This window comes from Rhodococcus opacus, from assembly GCF_012396235.1.
In the GTDB taxonomy this organism is placed as follows: Bacteria; Actinomycetota; Actinomycetes; order Mycobacteriales; family Mycobacteriaceae; genus Rhodococcus_F; species Rhodococcus_F opacus.
In genome coordinates this window covers 149825-169601 of record NZ_JAAXPA010000017.1, presented here as the reverse complement: position 1 = coordinate 169601, position 19777 = coordinate 149825, and the positions used below count along the sequence as shown (strand labels likewise).

Annotated in this window: 19 protein-coding genes, 1 tRNA gene and 1 rRNA gene; 20 read left to right on the top strand and 1 reads right to left on the bottom strand. The window is 68.4% G+C overall.

Annotation, left to right across the window (positions count from 1 at the left end; genetic code table 11):
- The 19 genes from rrf to HGB39_RS22720 all read left to right on the top strand — a co-directional run.
- Positions 1 to 112 (top strand): 5S ribosomal RNA (gene rrf / locus HGB39_RS22810); the annotation flags it as partial.
- Positions 113 to 172: 60 nt separating this feature from the next.
- Positions 173 to 1165 (top strand): tetratricopeptide repeat protein, encoded by a 993-nt coding sequence (locus HGB39_RS22805; protein WP_005560431.1) that lies wholly within the window; start codon positions 173 to 175, stop codon positions 1163 to 1165.
- Positions 1162 to 2157, top strand: a complete 996-nt coding sequence (locus HGB39_RS22800; RefSeq protein WP_005560432.1) for an HAD-IIA family hydrolase — start codon at positions 1162 to 1164, stop codon at positions 2155 to 2157. Before HGB39_RS22805 ends, HGB39_RS22800 begins: the two co-directional genes overlap by 4 nt.
- Positions 2158 to 2234: 77 nt before the next feature.
- Complete coding sequence (locus HGB39_RS22795; RefSeq protein ID WP_043943807.1) at positions 2235 to 2462, top strand: hypothetical protein; 228 nt, start codon at positions 2235 to 2237, stop codon at positions 2460 to 2462.
- A gap of 1 nt (position 2463) precedes the next feature.
- The gene (locus tag HGB39_RS22790) at positions 2464 to 3294 is read left to right on the top strand and encodes a TlyA family RNA methyltransferase (protein WP_005560435.1); all 831 of its coding nucleotides are present in this window, start codon (positions 2464 to 2466) and stop codon (positions 3292 to 3294) included.
- The gene (locus HGB39_RS22785) at positions 3291 to 4253 is read left to right on the top strand and encodes an NAD kinase (protein ID WP_005560437.1); all 963 of its coding nucleotides are present in this window, start codon (positions 3291 to 3293) and stop codon (positions 4251 to 4253) included. Before HGB39_RS22790 ends, HGB39_RS22785 begins: the two co-directional genes overlap by 4 nt.
- A 2-nt stretch (positions 4254 to 4255) precedes the next feature.
- Positions 4256 to 6028: a DNA repair protein RecN gene (gene recN / locus HGB39_RS22780; RefSeq protein ID WP_005560439.1), complete on the top strand. Its 1773-nt coding sequence runs from the start codon at positions 4256 to 4258 to the stop codon at positions 6026 to 6028.
- A 110-nt stretch (positions 6029 to 6138) separates the two neighbouring features.
- On the top strand, positions 6139 to 7323 hold the full coding sequence (gene steA / locus HGB39_RS22775) for a putative cytokinetic ring protein SteA (RefSeq protein ID WP_005243185.1): 1185 nt from the start codon (positions 6139 to 6141) through the stop codon (positions 7321 to 7323).
- On the top strand, positions 7320 to 8270 hold the full coding sequence (locus HGB39_RS22770) for a copper transporter (protein ID WP_043786794.1): 951 nt from the start codon (positions 7320 to 7322) through the stop codon (positions 8268 to 8270). The genes steA and HGB39_RS22770 overlap by 4 nt, the downstream gene beginning before the upstream one ends.
- A 141-nt stretch (positions 8271 to 8411) precedes the next feature.
- Positions 8412 to 10190 carry a CTP synthase gene (gene pyrG / locus HGB39_RS22765; RefSeq protein WP_050998560.1) on the top strand — a complete coding sequence of 593 codons (1779 nt, stop codon included), beginning with the start codon at positions 8412 to 8414 and terminating at the stop codon, positions 10188 to 10190.
- A gap of 13 nt (positions 10191 to 10203) precedes the next feature.
- The gene (locus tag HGB39_RS22760; protein WP_005560444.1) at positions 10204 to 10872 is read left to right on the top strand and encodes an NUDIX domain-containing protein; all 669 of its coding nucleotides are present in this window, start codon (positions 10204 to 10206) and stop codon (positions 10870 to 10872) included.
- A 1-nt stretch (position 10873) separates the two neighbouring features.
- The gene (xerD, locus tag HGB39_RS22755) at positions 10874 to 11800 is read left to right on the top strand and encodes a site-specific tyrosine recombinase XerD (RefSeq protein ID WP_054246661.1); all 927 of its coding nucleotides are present in this window, start codon (positions 10874 to 10876) and stop codon (positions 11798 to 11800) included.
- A gap of 160 nt (positions 11801 to 11960) precedes the next feature.
- A complete protein-coding gene (locus HGB39_RS22750) occupies positions 11961 to 12860 on the top strand; it encodes a ParA family protein (RefSeq protein ID WP_007295573.1) in 900 nt (299 codons plus the stop codon).
- Positions 12861 to 13721, top strand: a complete 861-nt coding sequence (locus tag HGB39_RS22745) for a segregation and condensation protein A (protein ID WP_005264173.1) — start codon at positions 12861 to 12863, stop codon at positions 13719 to 13721.
- A complete protein-coding gene (gene scpB, locus HGB39_RS22740; protein WP_005264174.1) occupies positions 13718 to 14410 on the top strand; it encodes an SMC-Scp complex subunit ScpB in 693 nt (230 codons plus the stop codon). Before HGB39_RS22745 ends, scpB begins: the two co-directional genes overlap by 4 nt.
- A gap of 16 nt (positions 14411 to 14426) precedes the next feature.
- Positions 14427 to 15488 carry a pseudouridine synthase gene (locus HGB39_RS22735; protein ID WP_005562872.1) on the top strand — a complete coding sequence of 354 codons (1062 nt, stop codon included), beginning with the start codon at positions 14427 to 14429 and terminating at the stop codon, positions 15486 to 15488.
- A complete protein-coding gene (gene cmk / locus HGB39_RS22730; RefSeq protein ID WP_005562874.1) occupies positions 15485 to 16174 on the top strand; it encodes a (d)CMP kinase in 690 nt (229 codons plus the stop codon). Before HGB39_RS22735 ends, cmk begins: the two co-directional genes overlap by 4 nt.
- Positions 16171 to 17598, top strand: coding sequence for a ribosome biogenesis GTPase Der (der, locus tag HGB39_RS22725; RefSeq protein WP_005243157.1), 1428 nt, complete (start codon positions 16171 to 16173; stop codon positions 17596 to 17598). Before cmk ends, der begins: the two co-directional genes overlap by 4 nt.
- Positions 17599 to 17684: 86 nt before the next feature.
- Positions 17685 to 17761 (top strand) — tRNA-Pro (locus HGB39_RS22720).
- 94 nt (positions 17762 to 17855) lie between these two features.
- On the opposite strand, the gene HGB39_RS22715 is transcribed toward HGB39_RS22720, so the two are convergent.
- The gene (locus tag HGB39_RS22715; RefSeq protein ID WP_005562876.1) at positions 17856 to 18617 is read right to left on the bottom strand and encodes a L,D-transpeptidase; all 762 of its coding nucleotides are present in this window, start codon (positions 18615 to 18617) and stop codon (positions 17856 to 17858) included.
- 183 nt (positions 18618 to 18800) lie between these two features.
- Between HGB39_RS22715 and HGB39_RS22710 the strand changes: the two genes are divergently transcribed.
- Positions 18801 to 19679: a sigma-70 family RNA polymerase sigma factor gene (locus HGB39_RS22710; RefSeq protein WP_005562878.1), complete on the top strand. Its 879-nt coding sequence runs from the start codon at positions 18801 to 18803 to the stop codon at positions 19677 to 19679.
- The last annotated feature ends 98 nt before the right edge of the window (positions 19680 to 19777 follow it).

Genomic DNA, 19777 nt, shown 5'->3' with positions numbered 1-19777 from the left:
CGGCCATAGCGGAGGGGAAACGCCCGGTCCCATTCCGAACCCGGAAGCTAAGCCCTCCAGCGCCGATGGTACTGCACCCGACAGGGTGTGGGAGAGTAGGACACCGCCGAACATCCGTTACCGAAAGGGGACCCAATATACTGGGTCCCCTTTCGTGGTTTGTGTGAAAGGAATGACTGTGTCGGAGAGTGACGACGGACGTCGGTCCTTCCGCGGAGGCGGCGCCTCCAACAGCAATCGTGGCGGCGCCTCCAACAGCAATCGTGGCGGTCCGTCCAGCAGCAATCGTGGCGGTGCGTCCAGCAGCGACCGCGGCGGCGCCGGAGGTTCGGGTCGTGGTGGCTCGACCGGTGGTCCCCGTCGCGATTCGCGCGACAACCGTGGCGGTGCCGGTGGTGATCGTCGCGGTGGCGGACCCCGTCGTGGTGGCGAGGGCGGCTTCGCGCCTCGCGGACGTGACGGTGACCGTCCGCAGCGGCAGCAGGCCCGTCCGGACGAACCGGATCTGCCCGAGAACGTCGAGGCCGGCGAGCTCGATCCCGCTGTGCGCCGCGACCTGCTGAGCCTGGACAAGACGAATGCGAACACGGTGGCGCGTCACCTGGTGATGGCCGGCAAGCTCGTCGACGACGATCCGCGACTTGCGCTCGCGCATGCCCGCGCCGCACGCCAGCGTGCGGGCCGAATCGCCATCGTCCGTGAGGCCGCGGGTATCACCGCGTATCACGCCGGCGAATGGGCGGAGGCGCTGTCGGAACTGCGCGCCGCTCGTCGCATGGCCGGTGGTCCCGGACTGCTCGCGGTGATGGCGGACTGCGAACGCGGACTGGGCCGCCCGGAGCGGGCAATCGAACTCGGGCGGAGCGACGAAGCTGCTGCGCTGTCCGGTGACGAGGCAGCCGAACTGCGCATCGTGGTCGCCGGAGCGCGCATGGACCTCGGTCAGTTCGACCAGGCCGTGGTCACACTGCAGACCCCCGATCTCGACGCCTCGCGAACCGGTCCCGGCGCCGCTCGCCTGTTCTACGCGTACGCGGATGCCTTGGTGGCGGCCGGTCGCATCGAGGACGGACTCAAGTGGTTCCTCAATTCCGCCGCGGCGGATCTCGAGGGTGACACCGACGCGGAGGAGCGTGTGGCCGAGCTGACCGGAGACGATCAGTGACGGCTCTGCGCGACGGCTACGACGCACTGCTGCTCGACCTCGACGGCACCCTGTACCAGGGGCCGCAGGAAATCCCCGGTGCGCGAGAGGCTTTGGCGGCCGGGGAGCAGTCCTGCTATTACGTGACCAACAACGCCAGTCGCAGGCCGGGTGAGGTCGCGGAACACCTCACGGAACTCGGTTTCGACGCTGACGAGTCGACGGTGGTGACGAGTTCACAGACCGCGGCCAGGCTGCTCGCGGAGAACGTCGCCCCCGGTTCGCCGGTGCTCATCGTGGGCACCGAAGCGCTTGCCGACGAAATCCGACACGTCGGACTGAGTCCGGTGCGGTCGTTCGAGGACGCGCCCGCGGCTGTCGTCCAAGGACATTCGCCGACGACGGACTGGGCGATACTCGCCGAGGCGACCCTCGCGATCCGGGCCGGCGCGGTCTGGGTGGCGGCGAACCTGGACACGACCCTCCCCACCGAACGCGGACTCGTCCTCGGCAACGGATCGATGGTCGCAGCGCTCCGCACGGCGACGTCCCGCGAACCACTGGTGGCGGGTAAACCGGCCGCGCCGCTGATGGAAGACGCGATGCGCCGCAGCAAGTGTGTGCGCCCGCTCGTCGTGGGCGACAGGCTGGACACCGACATCGAAGGCGCCAACAACGTCGGCCTCGATTCGCTGCTGGTGCTCACCGGAGTGAGCACCGCGGTCGACGTGCTGCGCGCCGATGCGGAGCAACGGCCCACCTACCTGGCGTCCGAACTGGACGCGCTCAACCGGCCCGCCGAGGAATCCCTCATCGGCGAGGACAACCGGTGGTCCGTCGAGTTCGACGGCAGCGATCTGGTGATCGAACCGACAAGCGAATCCGCTGCGCCGGTGGATTCGGCTGCGCTGCTGCGGGCTGTGACCGCCGGCGCCTGGAAGTTCCCCGACTTCTCGCGGATCACGTCGACGACGCCCACGGTGAGTGCGGTCGTCTCCGGCTGGGGTGCCTGAAACCCGGCAGACCCGCGTTGTCCGTCACGCGATTCGCTGTATGCGTATCGGAACGCGATGGACTAGCGTTGTGCCCGATGAGCACGCCAATACCGCGCCCGGGAGCCCATCTACCTGGGCCTCCTCAGAGTGTCGACCCCGAGAAGATTCACACGGAGGTCGACGGATTGTTGTCGCGGCTCGGAGCCGTCGAACCTGATCCTGACGACGAGCACGGCGTCGGGGTCATCCCGCGCAAAGCCCATCTTCTCGAGAAGGCGCACGACGTGCTGGTGGAGGCGCTTGCCACCGTGGACAAGATCTGACGTGGCCCGTCGAGCACGGGTGGATGCCGAACTCGTTCGGCGGGGACTGGCCCGGTCCCGCGAACACGCGCAAGAACTCATCGCCTCCGGCCGAGTACTGATCTCGGGAGCGGCAGCGACCAAACCGGCCACCGCAATCGAAGCGGGAACTCCGCTGCGGGTGGTCGAGGTCGACAACGAAGTGACCTGGGCATCGCGCGGGGCGCACAAACTCCTCGGTGCGCTCGAGGCGTTCGGCCCCCGCGGACTCGAGATCGAGGCCAAGCGCTGCCTCGACGCCGGCGCGTCCACCGGCGGCTTCACCGACGTGCTGCTTCACCACGGCGCGCGAGAAGTCGTGGCGGTGGACGTCGGATACGGCCAGCTGGTGTGGCGGCTGCAGTCCGACGACCGCGTCCACGTCGTCGACCGGACCAACGTGCGATCCATCGACGCCGAGCAGATCGGCGGCCCGGTCGATCTGGTGGTCGCGGACCTCTCGTTCATCTCCCTGAAGCTCGTCCTCCCGGCGTTCGTCGCCTGCGCGGCCGACGGCGCAGATCTGATTCCGATGGTGAAGCCGCAGTTCGAGGTCGGCAAGGACCACGTGGGCTCCGGTGGTGTGGTGCGTGACCCGGAGCTGCGCGTCGCCGCGGTACTGGACGTCGCGAAGACCGCAGAGTCGCTGGGACTGCGTACCGTCGGTGCAGTGGCCAGTCCGCTGCCGGGACCGTCGGGGAACGTCGAATACTTCCTGTGGCTCCGCGCGGATGTCACACCCGGGACGGATGATGTACCGGTCGAGTCGGTTGAAGAGTTGATCCGCACCGCGGTGCAGGAGGGACCACAGTGAGCGGGGGAAGCAGCGGCGCCCAGCAACGCGAGCGGGAGATCCTGCTCGTCGCGCACCCGGGCCGCGCCGAGATCACGGAGACGGCGCGGCGCGTTGGCAAGATCTTCGAGCGGGCCGGGATCGGACTGCGCGTCCTCGTCGACGAGGTCGACAGCACCCGCATCGAACCGATGGACGGCATGGCGGCCGACGAATTCCTGGTTCCCGGGCTGGAAGTCACCATCGTGCAGGCCGGCCCGGACGCCGCCGTCGGTTGCGAGATGGTGCTCGTCCTCGGCGGAGACGGAACGTTCCTCCGGGCAGCGGAACTCGCCCAGGCCGCGTCCATTCCGGTACTGGGCATCAATCTGGGCCGCATCGGGTTCCTCGCGGAAACGGAGGCCGAGCACCTCGACGAGGCGCTCGCCCAGGTCGTGCGTCGTGAATACCGCATCGAACACCGTATGACGCTGGACGTGCTGGTCCGCGTGGACGACGAGATCATCGAACGCGGCTGGGCGCTCAACGAGGCGAGCATCGAGAACCGGTCCCGGCTCGGTGTCCTCGAGGTGGTGCTCGAGGTGGACGGCCGCCCCGTGTCGGCCTTCGGCTGCGACGGCGTCCTCATCTCCACCCCGACCGGGTCGACGGCATACGCGTTCTCGGCCGGCGGGCCCGTGGTGTGGCCGGAACTGGAGGCCCTGCTGGTGGTCCCGAGCAATGCGCACGCGCTGTTCGCGCGCCCCCTCGTGACGAGCCCGAATTCGCTGATCGCGGTCGAGACGGTGGCAGGCAGCCACGACGGCCTGGTGTTCTGTGACGGTCGCCGGACCCTCGAGCTGCCCGCGGGCGCCCGCGTCGAAGTGGTGCGTGGCAAGGAACCCGTTCGTTGGATACGACTGGATTCGGCGCCGTTCGCGGACCGGATGGTGCGAAAGTTCGAGCTGCCCGTCACCGGGTGGCGAGGAAGGAAGCCCTAGACGTGCTGGCAGAGATCAGGATCGACAACCTCGGTGTGATCTCCGAGGCGTCGGCGCAATTCCACGAAGGTTTGACGGTGCTCACCGGTGAGACCGGTGCGGGCAAGACGATGGTGGTGACGAGCCTGCACCTGCTCAGCGGTGCGCGAGCGGACGCCGGCCGGGTGCGTCTCGGCGCGCCCCGTGCCGTGGTCGAGGGCCGGTTCATGACGGACGAGGGCTCGGAGCACGTCGAACGTGCCGTGTCTCGGCTGCTCGAATCGACCGGCGCGGAGCGGGACGAGGACGGCACCATCATCGCGGTGCGGACCGTCGGCAGCGACGGACGGTCCCGCGCCCACCTCGGTGGGCGCAGCGTTCCGGCGGGCGTGCTGTCCGAGTTCACCGATCCACTGCTCACCGTTCACGGTCAGAACGATCAGCTGCGGCTCCTCCGGCCCGACCAGCAGTGCGCCGCCCTGGACAGGTTCGCGGACAAGACGGTCGGCCCGCTGCTGGCGCGGTACCGCAAGCACCGCGACGAATGGGTGACCGCACGGTCCGAACTGATCGAACGCACCGGCCGTACCCGGGAACTCGCGCAGGAGGCCGACCAACTGACGTTCGCCCTCAACGAGATCGATGGCATCGCGCCCACTCCGGGTGAGGACGAGTCGATCGTGTCGGAGGTCCGCAGGCTCAGCGAACTCGACTCGCTGCGCTCGGCGGCCGAGGAAGCGCACGCCGCGCTCACCGGCGGCGACGACATGGACGGCGACGGTGTGGGCGCACCCGCGCTGGATCTGTTGTCCGAGGCGCGGGCCCGGATCGAATCGGCGACCGACCCCGAACTCGACGGGCTCGGACCGCGTCTCGCCGACGCGATCGCGGTGGTCACCGACGTCTCCGCCGACCTGACCACGTATCTCGCCGGGCTTCCGGCGGATCCGGGGGCACTGGACTCCTTGCTGTCGCGGCAGGCGGAACTGAAGAACCTCACCCGCAAATACGCCGCCGATGTCGACGGCGTACTGGAATGGGCAGACAACGCCCGTGCGAGGCTCGAGAAGATCGACGTGTCCTCCGATGCTCTGGCGGCGCTGACGAAGCAGGTCGAGGAGTCGGCGGCGTCCACCGCGGAGGCCGCGTCGAAGCTGACCGCGGCGCGCGTCAAGGCGGCGGCCAAACTCGCCAAGGCAGTCAGTTCCGAACTCGCAGGTCTGGCGATGGGCCGGGCCGCTCTCGAGGTGTCGGTCCGCCCCCGGATCGCCGGACCTCAGGACACGGCACCGCTCACCATCGACGGGACGGAACTGCACGCGGGATCGTCCGGCGTCGACGAAGTGGAATTTCGGCTGTCGGCGCACAGCGGCGCTCAGTCGCTGCCCATCAGCAAGAGCGCGTCCGGCGGTGAACTCTCGCGCGTGATGCTGGCCCTCGAGGTCGTGCTCGCCGGGTCCGATTCGGGCGCGACGATGGTGTTCGACGAGGTCGACGCCGGCGTCGGCGGTCGGGCCGCGGTCGAGATCGGCCGGCGGCTGGCCCGGCTCGCCCGGACACACCAGGTCATCGTCGTGACGCACCTGCCGCAGGTCGCGGCATTCGCGGACACCCACCTGGTGGTCGACAAGGTCGACGACACGGACGGGGTCGTCAGCAGCGGTGTGCACGCACTCACCGACGACGAACGGGTGGTGGAACTGGCGCGCATGCTCGCCGGACTCGACGACACCGAGACCGGTCGGGCGCACGCGGAGGAACTGTTGGCCACCGCCAACGCCGAGCGTTCCGTCTGAACCGGCCCGGCGGACCGTCAGCCGCACGCGTGGTAATGGTGTGACTGATGTGGTAAACGGTTCGGCGCGCCTCCACAGGTCGGTCCTGCTTCCGGTCCATCATCGAACTCATGAAGATGCCGGCACTGCTGTCACGTAACACCGAAACTTTGCCTGGGGTCAGCGGCATCGCCAGGGTGGATCGCAACACGGCCAAGTTGCTGCGACGCGTCGGACCCGGTGACATCGTCGTTCTCGACGAGCTCGACCTCGATCGCGGGACCGCGGACGCCCTGGTGAAGGCCGGCGTTCTCGCAGTGATCAACGCATCGCCCTCGATCTCGGGGCGTTATCCCAACCTCGGTCCGGAGGTGATCGTCGCCAACGGCATCCTCCTGGTGGATTCGGCCGGCGCCGAGATCTTCAAGAGCATCAAGGACGGCAGCAAGGTCCGGGTGAACGGGGGAGGTGTCTACTCCGGGGAACGGCGCATCGCCAAGGGCGACGAACAGACCGAGGCGGAGATCTCCGACCGGATGATCGAGGCGAAGACCGGGCTGGTCGACCACCTCGAGGCGTTCTCCGGCAACACCATCGAGTTCATCCGCACCGAGAGTCCACTGCTGATCGACGGCGTCGGAGTCCCCGACGTGGACGTCGACATGAAGGAACGGCACGTCGTGATCGTGTCCGACGGCCCGGATCACGCCTCCGACCTGAAGAACCTCAAGCCGTTCATCAAGGAGTACTCGCCGATCCTCATCGGCGTCGGGGCAGGCGCCGACGTCCTGAAGTCGGCGGGCTATCGCCCGGATCTCATCGTCGGCGACCCCGAGGACATCACGAGCGCGACGCTCAAGTCGGGCGCCGAGGTTGTACTTCCCGCCGACCAGGACGGTCACGCACCCGGTCTGTCACGGATCCAGGACCTCGGCATCGGAGCGATGACGTTCCCCGCCTCCGGATCCCCGTCCGACCTGGCGCTGCTACTGGCCGATCATCACGGCGCGTCGCTGATCGTCACGGTCGGGAGCACTGTCTCCCTCGACGAATTCTTCGACCGCGGCCGCCGCGACAGCAACCCGTCGGCGTTCATGACCCGCCTGAAGGTCGGGCCGAAACTGGTGGACGCGAAGGCCGTGGCGACCCTGTACCGGAGCCGGGTGTCGGGCGGCGCGATCGCGCTGCTCGTACTGGCCGCACTGGTCGCGGTGATCGTGGCCCTGGTGGTGTCGAACATCGGTGGTGAGGCACTGGACTGGGCCGTCGCGACATGGAACAGCTTCGCGTTATGGGTCCAGGGGTTCTTCAAGTGATTTCTCTGCGTCAACATGCCATTTCCATAGCGGCGATCTTCCTGGCTCTGGCAATCGGCGTGGTGATGGGTTCCGGCCTGTTGTCGAGCGGTCTCGTGTCGGGGTTGCGCGACGACAAGGCCGACCTGCAGACCGACGTGGAGAAGGCGAACGAACGCAACAACCAGCTGACCGAGCAGTTGAACTCGGCGGACGGCTTCGATTCCGCGGTCGGCGGCCGGGTGGTGGCCGACTCTCTCGCGCAACGCACCGTGATGGTCGTGACGACCCCGGATGCCGACCCCGCCGACCTCGACGGGGTCAACCGCATGATCGCGCAGGCCGGTGGATCGGTGACCGGCCGGGTGTCGTTGACCGATTCGTTCGTGGATGCCACGGGCGGTGACCGGCTGCGGACAGTCGTCAACAACGTGATCCCCGCGGGTATCACGCTGAAGACCGGGGCCGTCGACCAGGGCAGCCTGGCCGGTGACCTGCTGGGCTCGGTCCTCATGCTCGGCAAGGAGACGGGCCAGCCGCAGAGTTCCGCGCAGGAGATGGCGCTCGCCCTCGAGACCCTCCGCGGGGCGGGATTCGTCAGCTACGACGACGGTGCGGTCCAACCGGCGCAGGTCGCGGTGGTGCTGACCGGCGATCGCGACGTGGAGGACGGCGTCAGCGGCAACCGCGGTGCCGTGGTGGCCAGGTTCGCGGGTGCGCTGGATTCGCGCGGTGCCGGGGCGGTTCTCGCCGGGCGTCCGGCCTCGGCGCAGGGCAACGGTGCGGTCGCCGTGGCGCGGGCCGATGCCGCCCTCTCCGCGGCGCTGACCACGATCGACAACATCGACCGGGAAGCGGGCAAGATCACCGTCCCGCTCGCGCTGCAGGAGCAACTGAACGGCGGCGCCGGCCGGTACGGCACCGGGCCCGGTACCACCGGAGTCACCGTGGGGGCCATCCCGGCGTAGCGCGCGTCACATCGGGGCGGGCAATCGCGGCGCGTTGTTTCCGGGACGTACGTCAAGGTGTTACCGTGAAGTCCCGTGGGTCGGCAGGCCCCAGCATTGCTCGAACAGACCAAGCCCTGCACAGTCGTCACGGGAGCCCCTTTGCCACAGTCACGCACTCATTCGCGTACCGCTACCAAGCACATCTTCGTGAGCGGCGGCGTCGCCTCCTCACTCGGCAAGGGCCTCACAGCCTCGAGCCTCGGGCAATTGCTCACCGCGCGGGGAATGCGCGTGACCATGCAGAAACTGGATCCGTATCTCAACGTCGATCCGGGCACGATGAACCCCTTCCAGCACGGTGAGGTGTTCGTCACCGAGGACGGCGCCGAGACCGACCTCGACGTCGGTCACTACGAGCGCTTCCTCGACCGCGACCTGTCCGGTCAGGCGAATGTGACCACCGGCCAGGTGTATTCGACGGTCATCGCCAAGGAGCGGCGCGGCGAATACCTCGGCGACACCGTCCAGGTCATCCCGCACATCACGGACGAGATCAAGAGCCGGATCCTCGCCATGAGCGGACCGGACCTCCAGGGACACCGGCCCGACGTCGTCATCACGGAGATCGGTGGCACCGTCGGTGACATCGAGTCGCAGCCGTTCCTCGAGGCCGCCCGTCAGGTGCGCCACGACGTCGGTCGCGACAACGTCTTCTTCCTCCACGTCTCCCTGGTGCCGTACCTGGCGCCGTCGGGCGAGCTCAAGACGAAGCCCACCCAGCACTCGGTCGCGGCCCTGCGGAACATCGGTATCCAGCCCGACGCGCTGATCCTGCGCTGCGACCGCGAGGTTCCCCCGGCGCTGAAGAACAAGATCGCGCTCATGTGCGACGTCGACGTCGACGGCTGCATCTCGACCCCCGACGCGCCCTCGATCTACGACATCCCGAAGGTGCTGCACAGCGAGGGCCTCGACGCGTACGTGGTGCGGCAGCTGGGTCTGCCGTTCCGCGACGTGGACTGGACCGTGTGGGGCAACCTGCTCGAGCGCGTCCACCAGCCGCGCGAGACCGTGCGGATCGCCCTCGTCGGAAAGTACGTCGACCTGCCGGACGCCTACCTGTCCGTCACCGAGGCGCTGCGTGCCGGTGGGTTCGCGAACCGCTCGAAGGTGGAAATCTCCTGGGTGCCGTCCGACGCGTGTGAGACGGAGGCGGGCGCGCAGGCCGCCCTGGGCGACGTCGACGGCGTGCTGATTCCCGGTGGCTTCGGAATCCGCGGTATCGAGGGCAAGCTCGGCGCGATCAGGTACGCGCGCCACCGGAAGATCCCGCTGCTCGGACTGTGCCTCGGCCTGCAGTGCGTCGTGATCGAGGCCGCGCGCAGCGTGGGTCTCGACGACGCCAACTCCGCCGAGTTCGAGCCCGAGACCACGCACCCCGTGATCTCCACGATGGCCGACCAGGAAGACGTCATCGCCGGCGAGGCGGACCTCGGTGGCACGATGCGCCTCGGCGCGTACCCCGCCGTCCTGGCGAAGGGGTCCGTCGTCGCCCGGGCGTACGGCAGCGAAGAGGTGTCGGAGCGCCACCGTCACCGCTACGAGGTCAACAACGCGTACCGCGACCGGATCGCGAAGAGCGGACTCCGGTTCAGCGGGACCTCGCCGGACGGTCACCTCGTCGAGTTCGTCGAGTACCCGGCCGACCAGCACCCGTTCTTCGTCGCGACGCAGGCGCACCCCGAGCTGAAGAGCCGTCCGACGCGCCCGCACCCGCTGTTCGCGGCGTTCGTCGACGCGGCGTTGAAGCACAAGCTCGAAGAGCGGCTTCCCGTCGACGTGCACGGCGAGGAGCGGGCCGCCGCCGTCGCCACCGATGACGAGCTCGCCGACTCCGCCGACCGCGACGAGGTCGCGTCCGTCGACAGCGCGGGATAGGGCGAGACCGACCATGACCGACACCGGCCGGCACGAATTCGAGACTCTCGACTCGCGCGCCGTCTACAGCGGCGCGATCCTCGCCCTGCGGGTGGATCACGTCGCGATGCCGGACGGCCGGACCGCCGAACGTGAGGTCGTCGAGCACCACGGCGCCGTCGCCGTCGTGGTGCTCGACGATGACGACCGGGTCGTCCTGATCCACCAGTACCGGCACCCAGTGGGGCGCCGGTTGTGGGAGATCCCGGCGGGCCTGCTGGACGAGCCGGAGGAGGACCCCGTCGACGCCGCCGGGCGTGAGCTGGCGGAGGAGACCGGACTCGGAGCCCGTCGCTGGTCCGTTCTCGTGGACGTCGTTCTCTCGCCCGGATTCACGGACGAGTCGGTGCGCGTGTTCCTCGCCGAGGACCTGTACGACGTGGACCGGCCCGACCCGGAGGACGAGGAAGCCGACCTCGAGATCGAGCAGATTCCACTCGACGAGGTCGTGTCGATGGTGCTGAACGGGACAATCGTGAACGCCACGGCCGTAGCCGGTGTGATGGCACTGGCGGCCGCCCGGTCCCGGCCGGGCGGTCGCGGCGAACTCCGCGACGTGACCGCGCCCTGGGTCGATCGCCCCGACAGGTTCAGCGAGAGAAAACGCTCGCGCGCGGCCGGGGACGAGGCCGCGCGGGCATGACATGGTGATTGCGCGGCAGGTGGATTCGTACCTCGACCACCTGGCCGTCGAGCGCGGAGCTGCCCGCAACACCCTCGGTTCGTATCGCCGCGACCTCGAGCGGTACACGCAGTTCCTCGCGGACCGGGAGGTCACCGACATCGGGCGCATCCGCGAACAGGATGTCAGTGACTTCGTGATCGCTCTGCGAACCGGCGATCCGGCTCGCGAACTGTCGCCGCTGGCCGCGAGCTCGGCGGCCCGTGCCCTGATCGCGGTGCGCGGATTCCACCGCTTCGCCGCGGCCGAGGGGATGACCGCCGTCGACGTCGCCCGGGACGTGCGGCCGCCGTCGCCGGCGAAACGGCTCCCCAAATCCCTGCCGGTCAACGAGGTGCTGGCGCTGTTGGAGGCGGTCGGAGGCAGCGGACCCGCAGACGGACCGCGGGCGGTCCGCGACCGCGCGCTGCTCGAGTTGCTGTACTCGACGGGCGCCCGCATCTCCGAAGCCGTCGGCCTGGACGTCGACGACGTCGACACCGAGACCCGGTCGGTGCTGCTGCGGGGCAAGGGCGGCAAGCAGCGGGTGGTGCCGGTGGGCCGGCCCGCCGTCGAATCCCTCGACGCCTACCTGATCCGGGGCCGGCCGGCACTGGCGTCACGCGGAACACCCGCACTGTTCCTCAATGTCCGCGGCGGACGGCTGTCCCGCCAGAGTGCGTGGAAGGTACTGCAGGCCGCGGCGGACGCGGCGGGCATCTCGTCGGCGGTGTCACCGCACACACTCCGTCACTCGTTTGCGACGCACCTGCTCGACGGCGGCGCCGACGTCCGTGTCGTCCAGGAGCTGCTGGGACATGCCTCGGTGACGACCACCCAGATATATACGCTGGTGACAGTGGGTGCGCTACGCGAGGTGTGGGCCGGAGCGCACCCTCGGGCGAGGTGACGGAAAGCGTGTCGAGGGGAAAATTCACGGTACGAGGCGGTAGCGTTCGTATAACGATGTGGGATCGGCAGCGATCATCGAGAGAACAGGGGATCATCGGACCGTGGTGACACCGCAGCCGCCAGCGGCGGAGTCAGAGCACTCGCAACAGGAGGGCGACATGTTCGTGCGGCAAACCGAATCCGCAGCCTTGTTCGAGGACACTGCCGTGGTCGTGGAGGAAGAGCTCGGCCCCACGGGGCGGCCGACGCGCGAGGTGCCGGAACCGGCCCCGTTGCCCTCGCACGGCCCGGCAAAGATCATCGCGATGTGCAACCAGAAGGGTGGCGTCGGCAAGACGACGTCGACGATCAACCTGGGAGCGTCGCTGGCCGAGTTTGGCCGCCGTGTCCTGCTCGTCGACCTCGATCCCCAGGGGGCGCTGTCCGCGGGCCTCGGCGTCGCCCACCACGACCTCGAACTGACCGTCCACAATCTGCTCGTCGAGCCCCGTGTCGCGATCGATGACGTCCTGATGCGGACACGTGTCGAGGGCCTCGACCTCCTGCCGAGTAACATCGACCTGTCGGCGGCGGAGATCCAGCTCGTCACCGAGGTCGGGCGGGAACAGACGCTCGGACGTGTGCTGCATCCGGTGCTCGACCGGTACGACTACGTCCTGATCGACTGCCAGCCTTCCCTCGGTCTGCTCACGGTGAACGCGCTTGCCTGCGCGGACTCGGTGATCATCCCGATGGAATGCGAGTACTTCAGCCTGCGCGGCCTGGCGCTGCTCAACGACACGGTCGAGAAGGTTCACGACCGGCTCAACCCGCGGCTCGAACTCGCCGGCATCGTCGTCACGATGTTCGACTCGCGCACCCTGCACGCGCGTGAGGTGATGGCCCGTGTGGTGGAGGTGTTCGGGGATCTCGTCTACGACACCGTGATCAACCGCACCGTGCGCTTCCCGGAGACCTCGGTCGCCGGGGAGCCGATCACCACCTGGGCGCCGAAATCGACCGGCGCCGAGGCGTACCGTGCTCTGGCACGCGAGGTCATACACCGGTCCGGCCGGTAAGTGGTGAATACGCAAGACATTTCGGCTCCACCGCAGACCCAGGTATCGCATGCCGACGATCAGCAGGCGCCCGCGGTCAAGCCCGGCTTCCGGGTGACGCTGCGGAATTTCGAGGGACCGTTCGACCTGCTCCTCACCCTGATCAACCAGCGACAGCTGGACGTCACGGAAGTCGCGTTGCACCAGGTGACGGACGACTTCATCGCCTACACCCGCACGCTGGGCGCGGAGATGGGTCTCGATCAGACCACCGAATTCCTGGTGGTCGCGGCGACGCTGCTCGACCTGAAGGCGGCCCGTCTGCTCCCCGCGGGGCAGGTGGAGGACGCCGAGGATCTCGCGCTCCTCGAGGCGCGCGACCTGCTGTTCGCCCGGCTGCTGCAGTACCGCGCGTACAAGCAGGTGGCGCAACTGTTCGGCGAGCTCGAGGCGGCCGCGCTGCGCCGGTACCCGCGGTCGGCGGCACTGGAGGACCAGTTCACCCAGTTGCTGCCGGAAGTGCTGCTCGGTGTCGACCCGCAGCGGTTCGCGGAGATCGCCGCGACCGTGTTCACACCCCGCCCGAAGCCCACCGTGGGACTGGACCATCTGCACGACATGCACGCGGTGTCGGTGCCGGAACAGGCGGCGCGGATGCTGGAACTGCTCCGCGAACGCGGGGCCGGGGAGTGGGCGACCTTCGGCGACCTGGTTTCGGAGTGCGAAGTGACCACCCTGATCGTGGCAAGATTCCTCGCGCTGCTCGAGCTGTATCGCGAGCAGTCGGTGTTGTTCGAACAGCCCGAGCCGCTCGGGGAATTGCTGGTGAGCTGGACCGGGGAGGGCACACACGCCCCGGTGACCGAGGAGGATTACGGATGAGTTCGGCCCCGTTCGACGAGTCGGACGACCAGGGCGCCGTCGACGCAGAACCCGAGCTGTCGGACACCGAACTCGAAGCCGTTCTCGAGTCGCTGCTGCTGATCGTCGACTCTCCCGCCGGAGCCGAACAGCTCGCCTCCGCGACCGGCGCTTCTGTGAATCGCATCACGGACGTGCTGAACCGCATGTCCGCCGAGCTCACCGCCCGTGGAAGCGGGATGGACCTCCGATATGCCGGTGACGGTTGGCGTCTCTACACGCGCACCGCGTACGCGCCCTACGTGGAACGTCTCCTGCTCGACGGTGCCCGGTCCAGACTGACGAGGGCGGCTTTGGAAACTCTGGCCGTGGTGGCATACCGTCAACCGTTGACCCGCGCACGGATCAGTGCGGTGCGCGGCGTCAACGTGGATGGTGTGGTGCGCACACTTCTCGCTCGCGGATTGATCGCCGAAGCCGGCGTCGATCCCGATACCAACGCCACGCAGTATTCGACGACGGAGCTCTTCCTGGAACGGCTCGGCTTGGCGTCTCTCGCCGATCTTCCCGCCTTGGCCCCGCTGTTGCCGGACGTGGATCTGATAGATGACATCAGTGACAGTCTGGAATCTGACCCACGATTTGCGAGAATGAATAAAGCTACGGCTTCCACAGAAGAGTTGGACACCGGGCTGGACACCGAAGACTGACAGGGATAGTACAAAAGTGAAGAAACCCGCTCGCCGAGATGGCACACCGGATCGCAACAACAAGAAGCAGCGCCCCACCAGGTCGGAGACCGGGGGTCGCTCGGACAGGTCGGAGGCCGGAGGGCGACCGAGCCGCTCCGAGACCGATCGGCGTCCGACCAGGTCGGACGCCGTCAAGGGCAAGTCGGGCAGGCCCGACTCCGCGGCTGCGAAGAACAAACGCGGCAAGCCCAAGTCGGCCAAGCCGCAGCGCGCCCAGGCCCACGCGCCCAAGATCAGCAACGCCAAGCCGGCCCGGCACCAGTACGCCGACGCCGCCGATCGGCCCGCCGGCCCGCCGCAGGGCGACGGCATGCGACTGCAGAAGGTTCTCGCCCAGGCCGGCGTCGCGTCGCGCCGTGCGGCCGAGGAACTGATCTCGCAGGGTCGCGTCGAGGTCGACGGCCGCATCGTCATCGAGCAGGGCCTGCGCATCGACCCCGAGAACGCGGTGGTGCGCGTGGACGGGGTCCGCGTCGTGGTGCAGAAGGACCTGGTCCACCTCGCGCTGAACAAGCCCCGCGGCTGGCAGTCGACGATGTCGGACGACCTGGGTCGCCCGTGCGTCGGCGACATCGTCTCCGAGCGGGTCGCCGCAGGTCAGCGGTTGTTCCACGTCGGTCGACTGGACGCCGACACCGAGGGACTGCTGCTGCTCACCAACGACGGTGACCTGGCGCACCGGCTGATGCACCCGTCCTTCGAGGTGTCGAAGACATACCTGGCGACCGTGTCGGGTGCCCTCGAACGCGGTGTCGGCAAGAAGCTCAAGGAGGGTGTCGAGCTCGACGACGGACCGGCGAAGGTCGACACGTTTACGCTCCTCGACATCAACGAGGGCAAGTCCCTCGTCCGCGTCACCCTGCACGAAGGCCGCAAGCACATCGTGCGCCGCCTGTTCGAGGCCGTGGGACACCCCGTCATCCGGCTCGTCCGGACGGACATCGGCGCCGTCGCTCTCGGCGACCAGCGTCCCGGCACGCTCCGCGTACTCGGTCGAGGCGAGGTCGGCGGTCTCTACGGGGCGGTGGGCCTGTGAGTACGTCGTCGCTGGTCGTCGCGATGGACGGCCCGTCCGGAACCGGGAAGTCGAGCGTCTCGCGGATGCTCGCGCAGCGGCTCGATGCCCGGTACCTCGACACCGGCGCCATGTACCGGATCGCGACGCTGCATGCGCTGCGCAAGGGCGTGGACCTCACCGATCCCGCAGCGATCGCCGACGCGACCGCCGGTCTGCCGTGGTCGATCGGCACCGACCCGTCGGGCGAGCAGGTCCTGCTCGACGGGGAGGACGTGGGGGAGGAGATCCGCGGCGACGCGGTGACCAAGGCCGTCTCGGCGGTCTCCGCCGTTCCCGCCGTGCGTGAACTGCTCGTCGCGGCGCAGCGCCGTCTCGCGGGCGAGGCCGAACGGATCGTCGTCGAGGGCCGGGACATCGGCACCGTCGTGATCCCGGACGCCGACGTGAAGATCTACCTGACCGCCTCGGCGGAAGCCCGGGCCCAGCGCAGGAATGCGCAGAATCTCGCGGAAGGACGAGGCGACGACTACGCGGCCGTGCTGGCCGACGTGCAGCGTCGTGACCACCTCGACTCCACGCGCGCCGTGTCGCCGCTGCGGCCGGCCGACGATTCCGTGCTGGTCGACACCAGCGAACTCGGAATCGACGACGTGATCGGCAGGTTGCTGCTGGTGGTAAGCGAAAGAACTGGAGCAGGGCAGTGACCGAACAATTCACCACCGAGTTCGCAGGCGACGGCACCTGGAGTGAGGAATCCGACTGGGAGGTCCTGGACCTCGAAGACGGCGGCGACGGAGAGTCCCACGTCCCGGTTCCCACCCTCGCAGTGGTCGGGCGCCCGAACGTCGGCAAGTCGACGCTCGTCAACCGGATCATCGGCCGACGCGAGGCCGTGGTCGAGGACATTCCCGGTGTCACCCGGGACCGCGTCTCGTACGAGGCGAACTGGAGTGGCCGCCGCTTCATGGTGCAGGACACCGGCGGCTGGGAACCCGACGCCAAGGGCCTGCAGCAATCGGTGGCCCGGCAGGCGGAACTGGCGATGCAGACCGCGGACGCGATCCTCCTCGTCGTCGACGCCGTCGTCGGCGCCACCGCAACGGACGAGGCCGTGGCCAAGGTGCTGCGCCGGTCCAAGACCCCGGTTCTGCTGGTGGCCAACAAGGTGGACGACGGCCGCACCGAATCCGAGGTGGCCGCACTGTGGTCGCTCGGTCTCGGACAGCCGCACTCGGTGAGCGCCACGCACGGCCGCGGTACCGGCGATCTCCTCGACGAGGTGCTCGCCGCACTCCCGGAGACCCCGCGTGAAGGCATTCCTGGCGGTGGGCCGCGACGCGTGGCTCTGGTCGGGAAGCCGAACGTCGGGAAGTCGAGCCTGCTGAACAAGCTGTCGGGCGACGAGCGTTCGGTGGTCCACAACGTCGCGGGCACCACCGTCGATCCGGTCGACTCGATCGTGGAGCTCGGCGGCAGGCCGTGGCGTTTCGTGGACACCGCCGGTCTGCGCAAGCGGGTCAGCCACGCCAGCGGCGCCGAGTTCTACGCGTCGCTGCGGACGAAGAGCGCGATCGAGGCCGCCGAGGTCGCGATTCTGCTGATCGACGCATCCGAGCCGATCTCGGAGCAGGACCTGCGCGTGCTGAGCATGGTGGCCGACGCCGGCCGGGCCCTCGTCATCGCGTTCAACAAGTGGGATCTCGTCGACGAGGACCGGCGCCTCCAGCTCGACCGGGAAGTCGATCGGGACCTGGTGCGGGTGCCGTGGGCGCAGCGCGTCAACATCTCGGCGCAGACGGGGCGCGCGGTGCAAAAGCTCGTCCCCGCCCTGGACACCGCACTGGAGTCCTGGGACAAGCGCATTCCCACGGGCCGGCTCAATACCTGGCTCAAGGAAGTCGTCGCCGCGACGCCGCCGCCGATGCGCGGTGGCCGGCTGCCTCGCGTGATGTTCGCCACGCAGGCCGGAACACGTCCGCCGACGTTCGTGCTGTTCACGACTGGGTTCCTGGAGGCGGGCTACCGCCGGTTCCTGGAGCGGCGTCTGCGCGAGGAGTTCAATTTCGACGGCAGCCCCGTCCGCATCTCGGTGCGGGTGCGGGAAAAGCGTGAGCGGCGAAATCGTTGATCCGACAGAATGCGCTCTGACCAGGCGATTAGCGTTACGGACTGCCCCTGATGTAATCTCATCGAGCACCTGAACGAGGGTGTGGACGGGCTGTGGCGCAGCTTGGTAGCGCACTTGACTGGGGGTCAAGTGGTCGCAGGTTCAAATCCTGTCAGCCCGACCAGATGATCAGCGAAGGCGGTTTCCCGGAAACGGGAAACCGCCTTTTCTGTGTCTCCGGCCCCGCGCATTCGGGTGTCTCCGACCCCGTGCGGGACTCAATCCGTGACGATGACCGGATCGCCGATCTTGGCGTTGTCGTAGAACCACCGTGCGTTCTCGGTGCTGAGATTGATGCAGCCGTGGCTGACGTTCTCGAAGCCCTGCGAGTTCACCGACCACGGTGCGGCATGCACGAAGATCCCGCCCCACGTGATGCGGGTGGCGTACTCGACGTAGAGGCGGTAGCCCTCCTCGTCATCGATCGGGACGCCGTACGTCGACGAATCCATGATCATGTCGCGGAACTGCTCGATGACGGGGAACGTCCCGAGCGGTGTCTCGTATCCGGGTTTGCCCATCGACGCCGGCATGGTCTGCACGACTTGATCGTTGATGCTGACCGTGAACTGGTGCGTCGTCGTGTTCGCGACGGCGACGAGTGCGTCACCGACCTGGAACTGCGACCTCGCGCCCGCCGCCTCGACGGTCACCCGGGTGTCGGCCGGCCAGAACCGGTCCGGGGTCCACTCCACGGTGCGGTCGTCGATCCAGGAGAACTGCCCGGGCACAGGTTTCGAGGGGGTGATCTGGACACCACGCTCGGCGAGCGCGCGATCGGACACCGGTGACGCGAACCGGACGACGACAGGATGCGCGATGCCGACGACCTGCCCGCTCGCGGGGGAGAAAGTCGGCGCGACGACCTTCCCCGTCACTGTCGGGGAATGCGCCGACGCGGTGGCGCCCACTCCGCACACGGCCAGAGCCGCGAGCACCGAGACGAGAAACAGACGTCCGACCTGCTGTGCTTTCCACATGCCGTCCAGCCCTTCAGAGACTGTGAGCGTCATTTCAGTTAACCACGGCGATATCGGACAGCGGAACCAGGGAAACTGGATGCACTACGCGCATCACAGGGCGACGGACGACGCACCCGCCGTCACATCGGCCGCGTTTCGCCGGTCACACAGTTGACAGACCGCGACGGAAGGACGCGACCGATGAACGAGAACGACATGTTGGCGCAGCAGTTCGAGGCCCATCGCACACACCTGCGGGCGGTGGCCTACCGGATGCTCGGCTCGATCGGCGAGGCCGAGGACGCCGTGCAGGAATCCTGGCTGCGACTGAGCCGCACCGACGCCCGCACCGTCGAGAACCTGGCCGGCTGGCTGACGACGGTAGTGGCACGGGTGTGCCTGAACATGCTGCAGTCCCGCAGGTCACGGCGGGAAGATCCCCTGGATGCGGCAGTGCCCGACCCGATCGTGACCCGGGCGGATGGCAGTGACCCCGAACACGAGGCGGTGCTCGCCGATTCGGTCGGTCTCGCGCTGCTCGTGGTCCTCGGCACGCTCACTCCTGCGGAGCGACTGGCATTCGTGCTGCACGACATGTTCGCGGTGCCCTTCGAGGACATCGCCCCGATCGTGGAGCGAACCCCGGCGGCCGCCCGGCAACTGGCCAGCCGCGCACGCCGGCGTCTGCAGGGAGCCCCCGTTCCCGACACCGATCCGGTCCGCCAGCGTGCGGTCGTCGACGCGTTCCTGGCGGCCGCGAGGAGCGGCGACTTCGACGCGCTCGTGGCCGTGCTCGATCCGGATGTCGTGCTCCGCGCCGATACCGGAGCGTTGCCGGCGGGAGCCTCCACGATGGTGCGCGGCTCGGAGACGGTCGCGGGCCGGGTCCTCGGGTTCGCCCGGCTGGCTCGATTCGCGCATCCGGCGCTCGTCAACGGTGCCGCAGGAGTGGTCGCGATCTCCGACGGGCAGCTGCTGTCGGTCATGGGCGTCACGATCCGGCGCGGCAAGATCGTCGAGATCGACATCCTCGCCGACCGCGAGCGCCTCGCCGGGCTCGTCGTCGAGAACCTCGACTGACGAGCCCACCGGGGTCAGTTCGTGCGGTGCTCGACGTCTCCGTGTGCGTTGCCGGTGCGCAGGCCGATCAGGGCCGCGGCGACGAGGAAGATGCTGCC

Coding starts and splice junctions, on each gene's coding strand:
- HGB39_RS22805 (WP_005560431.1), top strand. CDS start 173: ATGACTGTGTCGGAGAGTGACGACGGACGTCGGTCCTTCCGCGGAGGC.
- HGB39_RS22795 (WP_043943807.1), top strand. CDS start 2,235: ATGAGCACGCCAATACCGCGCCCGGGAGCCCATCTACCTGGGCCTCCT.
- steA (WP_005243185.1), top strand. CDS start 6,139: ATGAAGATGCCGGCACTGCTGTCACGTAACACCGAAACTTTGCCTGGG.
- HGB39_RS22760 (WP_005560444.1), top strand. CDS start 10,204: ATGACCGACACCGGCCGGCACGAATTCGAGACTCTCGACTCGCGCGCC.
- xerD (WP_054246661.1), top strand. CDS start 10,874: ATGGTGATTGCGCGGCAGGTGGATTCGTACCTCGACCACCTGGCCGTC.
- HGB39_RS22750 (WP_007295573.1), top strand. CDS start 11,961: ATGTTCGTGCGGCAAACCGAATCCGCAGCCTTGTTCGAGGACACTGCC.
- scpB (WP_005264174.1), top strand. CDS start 13,718: ATGAGTTCGGCCCCGTTCGACGAGTCGGACGACCAGGGCGCCGTCGAC.
- HGB39_RS22715 (WP_005562876.1), bottom strand. CDS start 18,617: ATGTGGAAAGCACAGCAGGTCGGACGTCTGTTTCTCGTCTCGGTGCTC.
- HGB39_RS22710 (WP_005562878.1), top strand. CDS start 18,801: ATGAACGAGAACGACATGTTGGCGCAGCAGTTCGAGGCCCATCGCACA.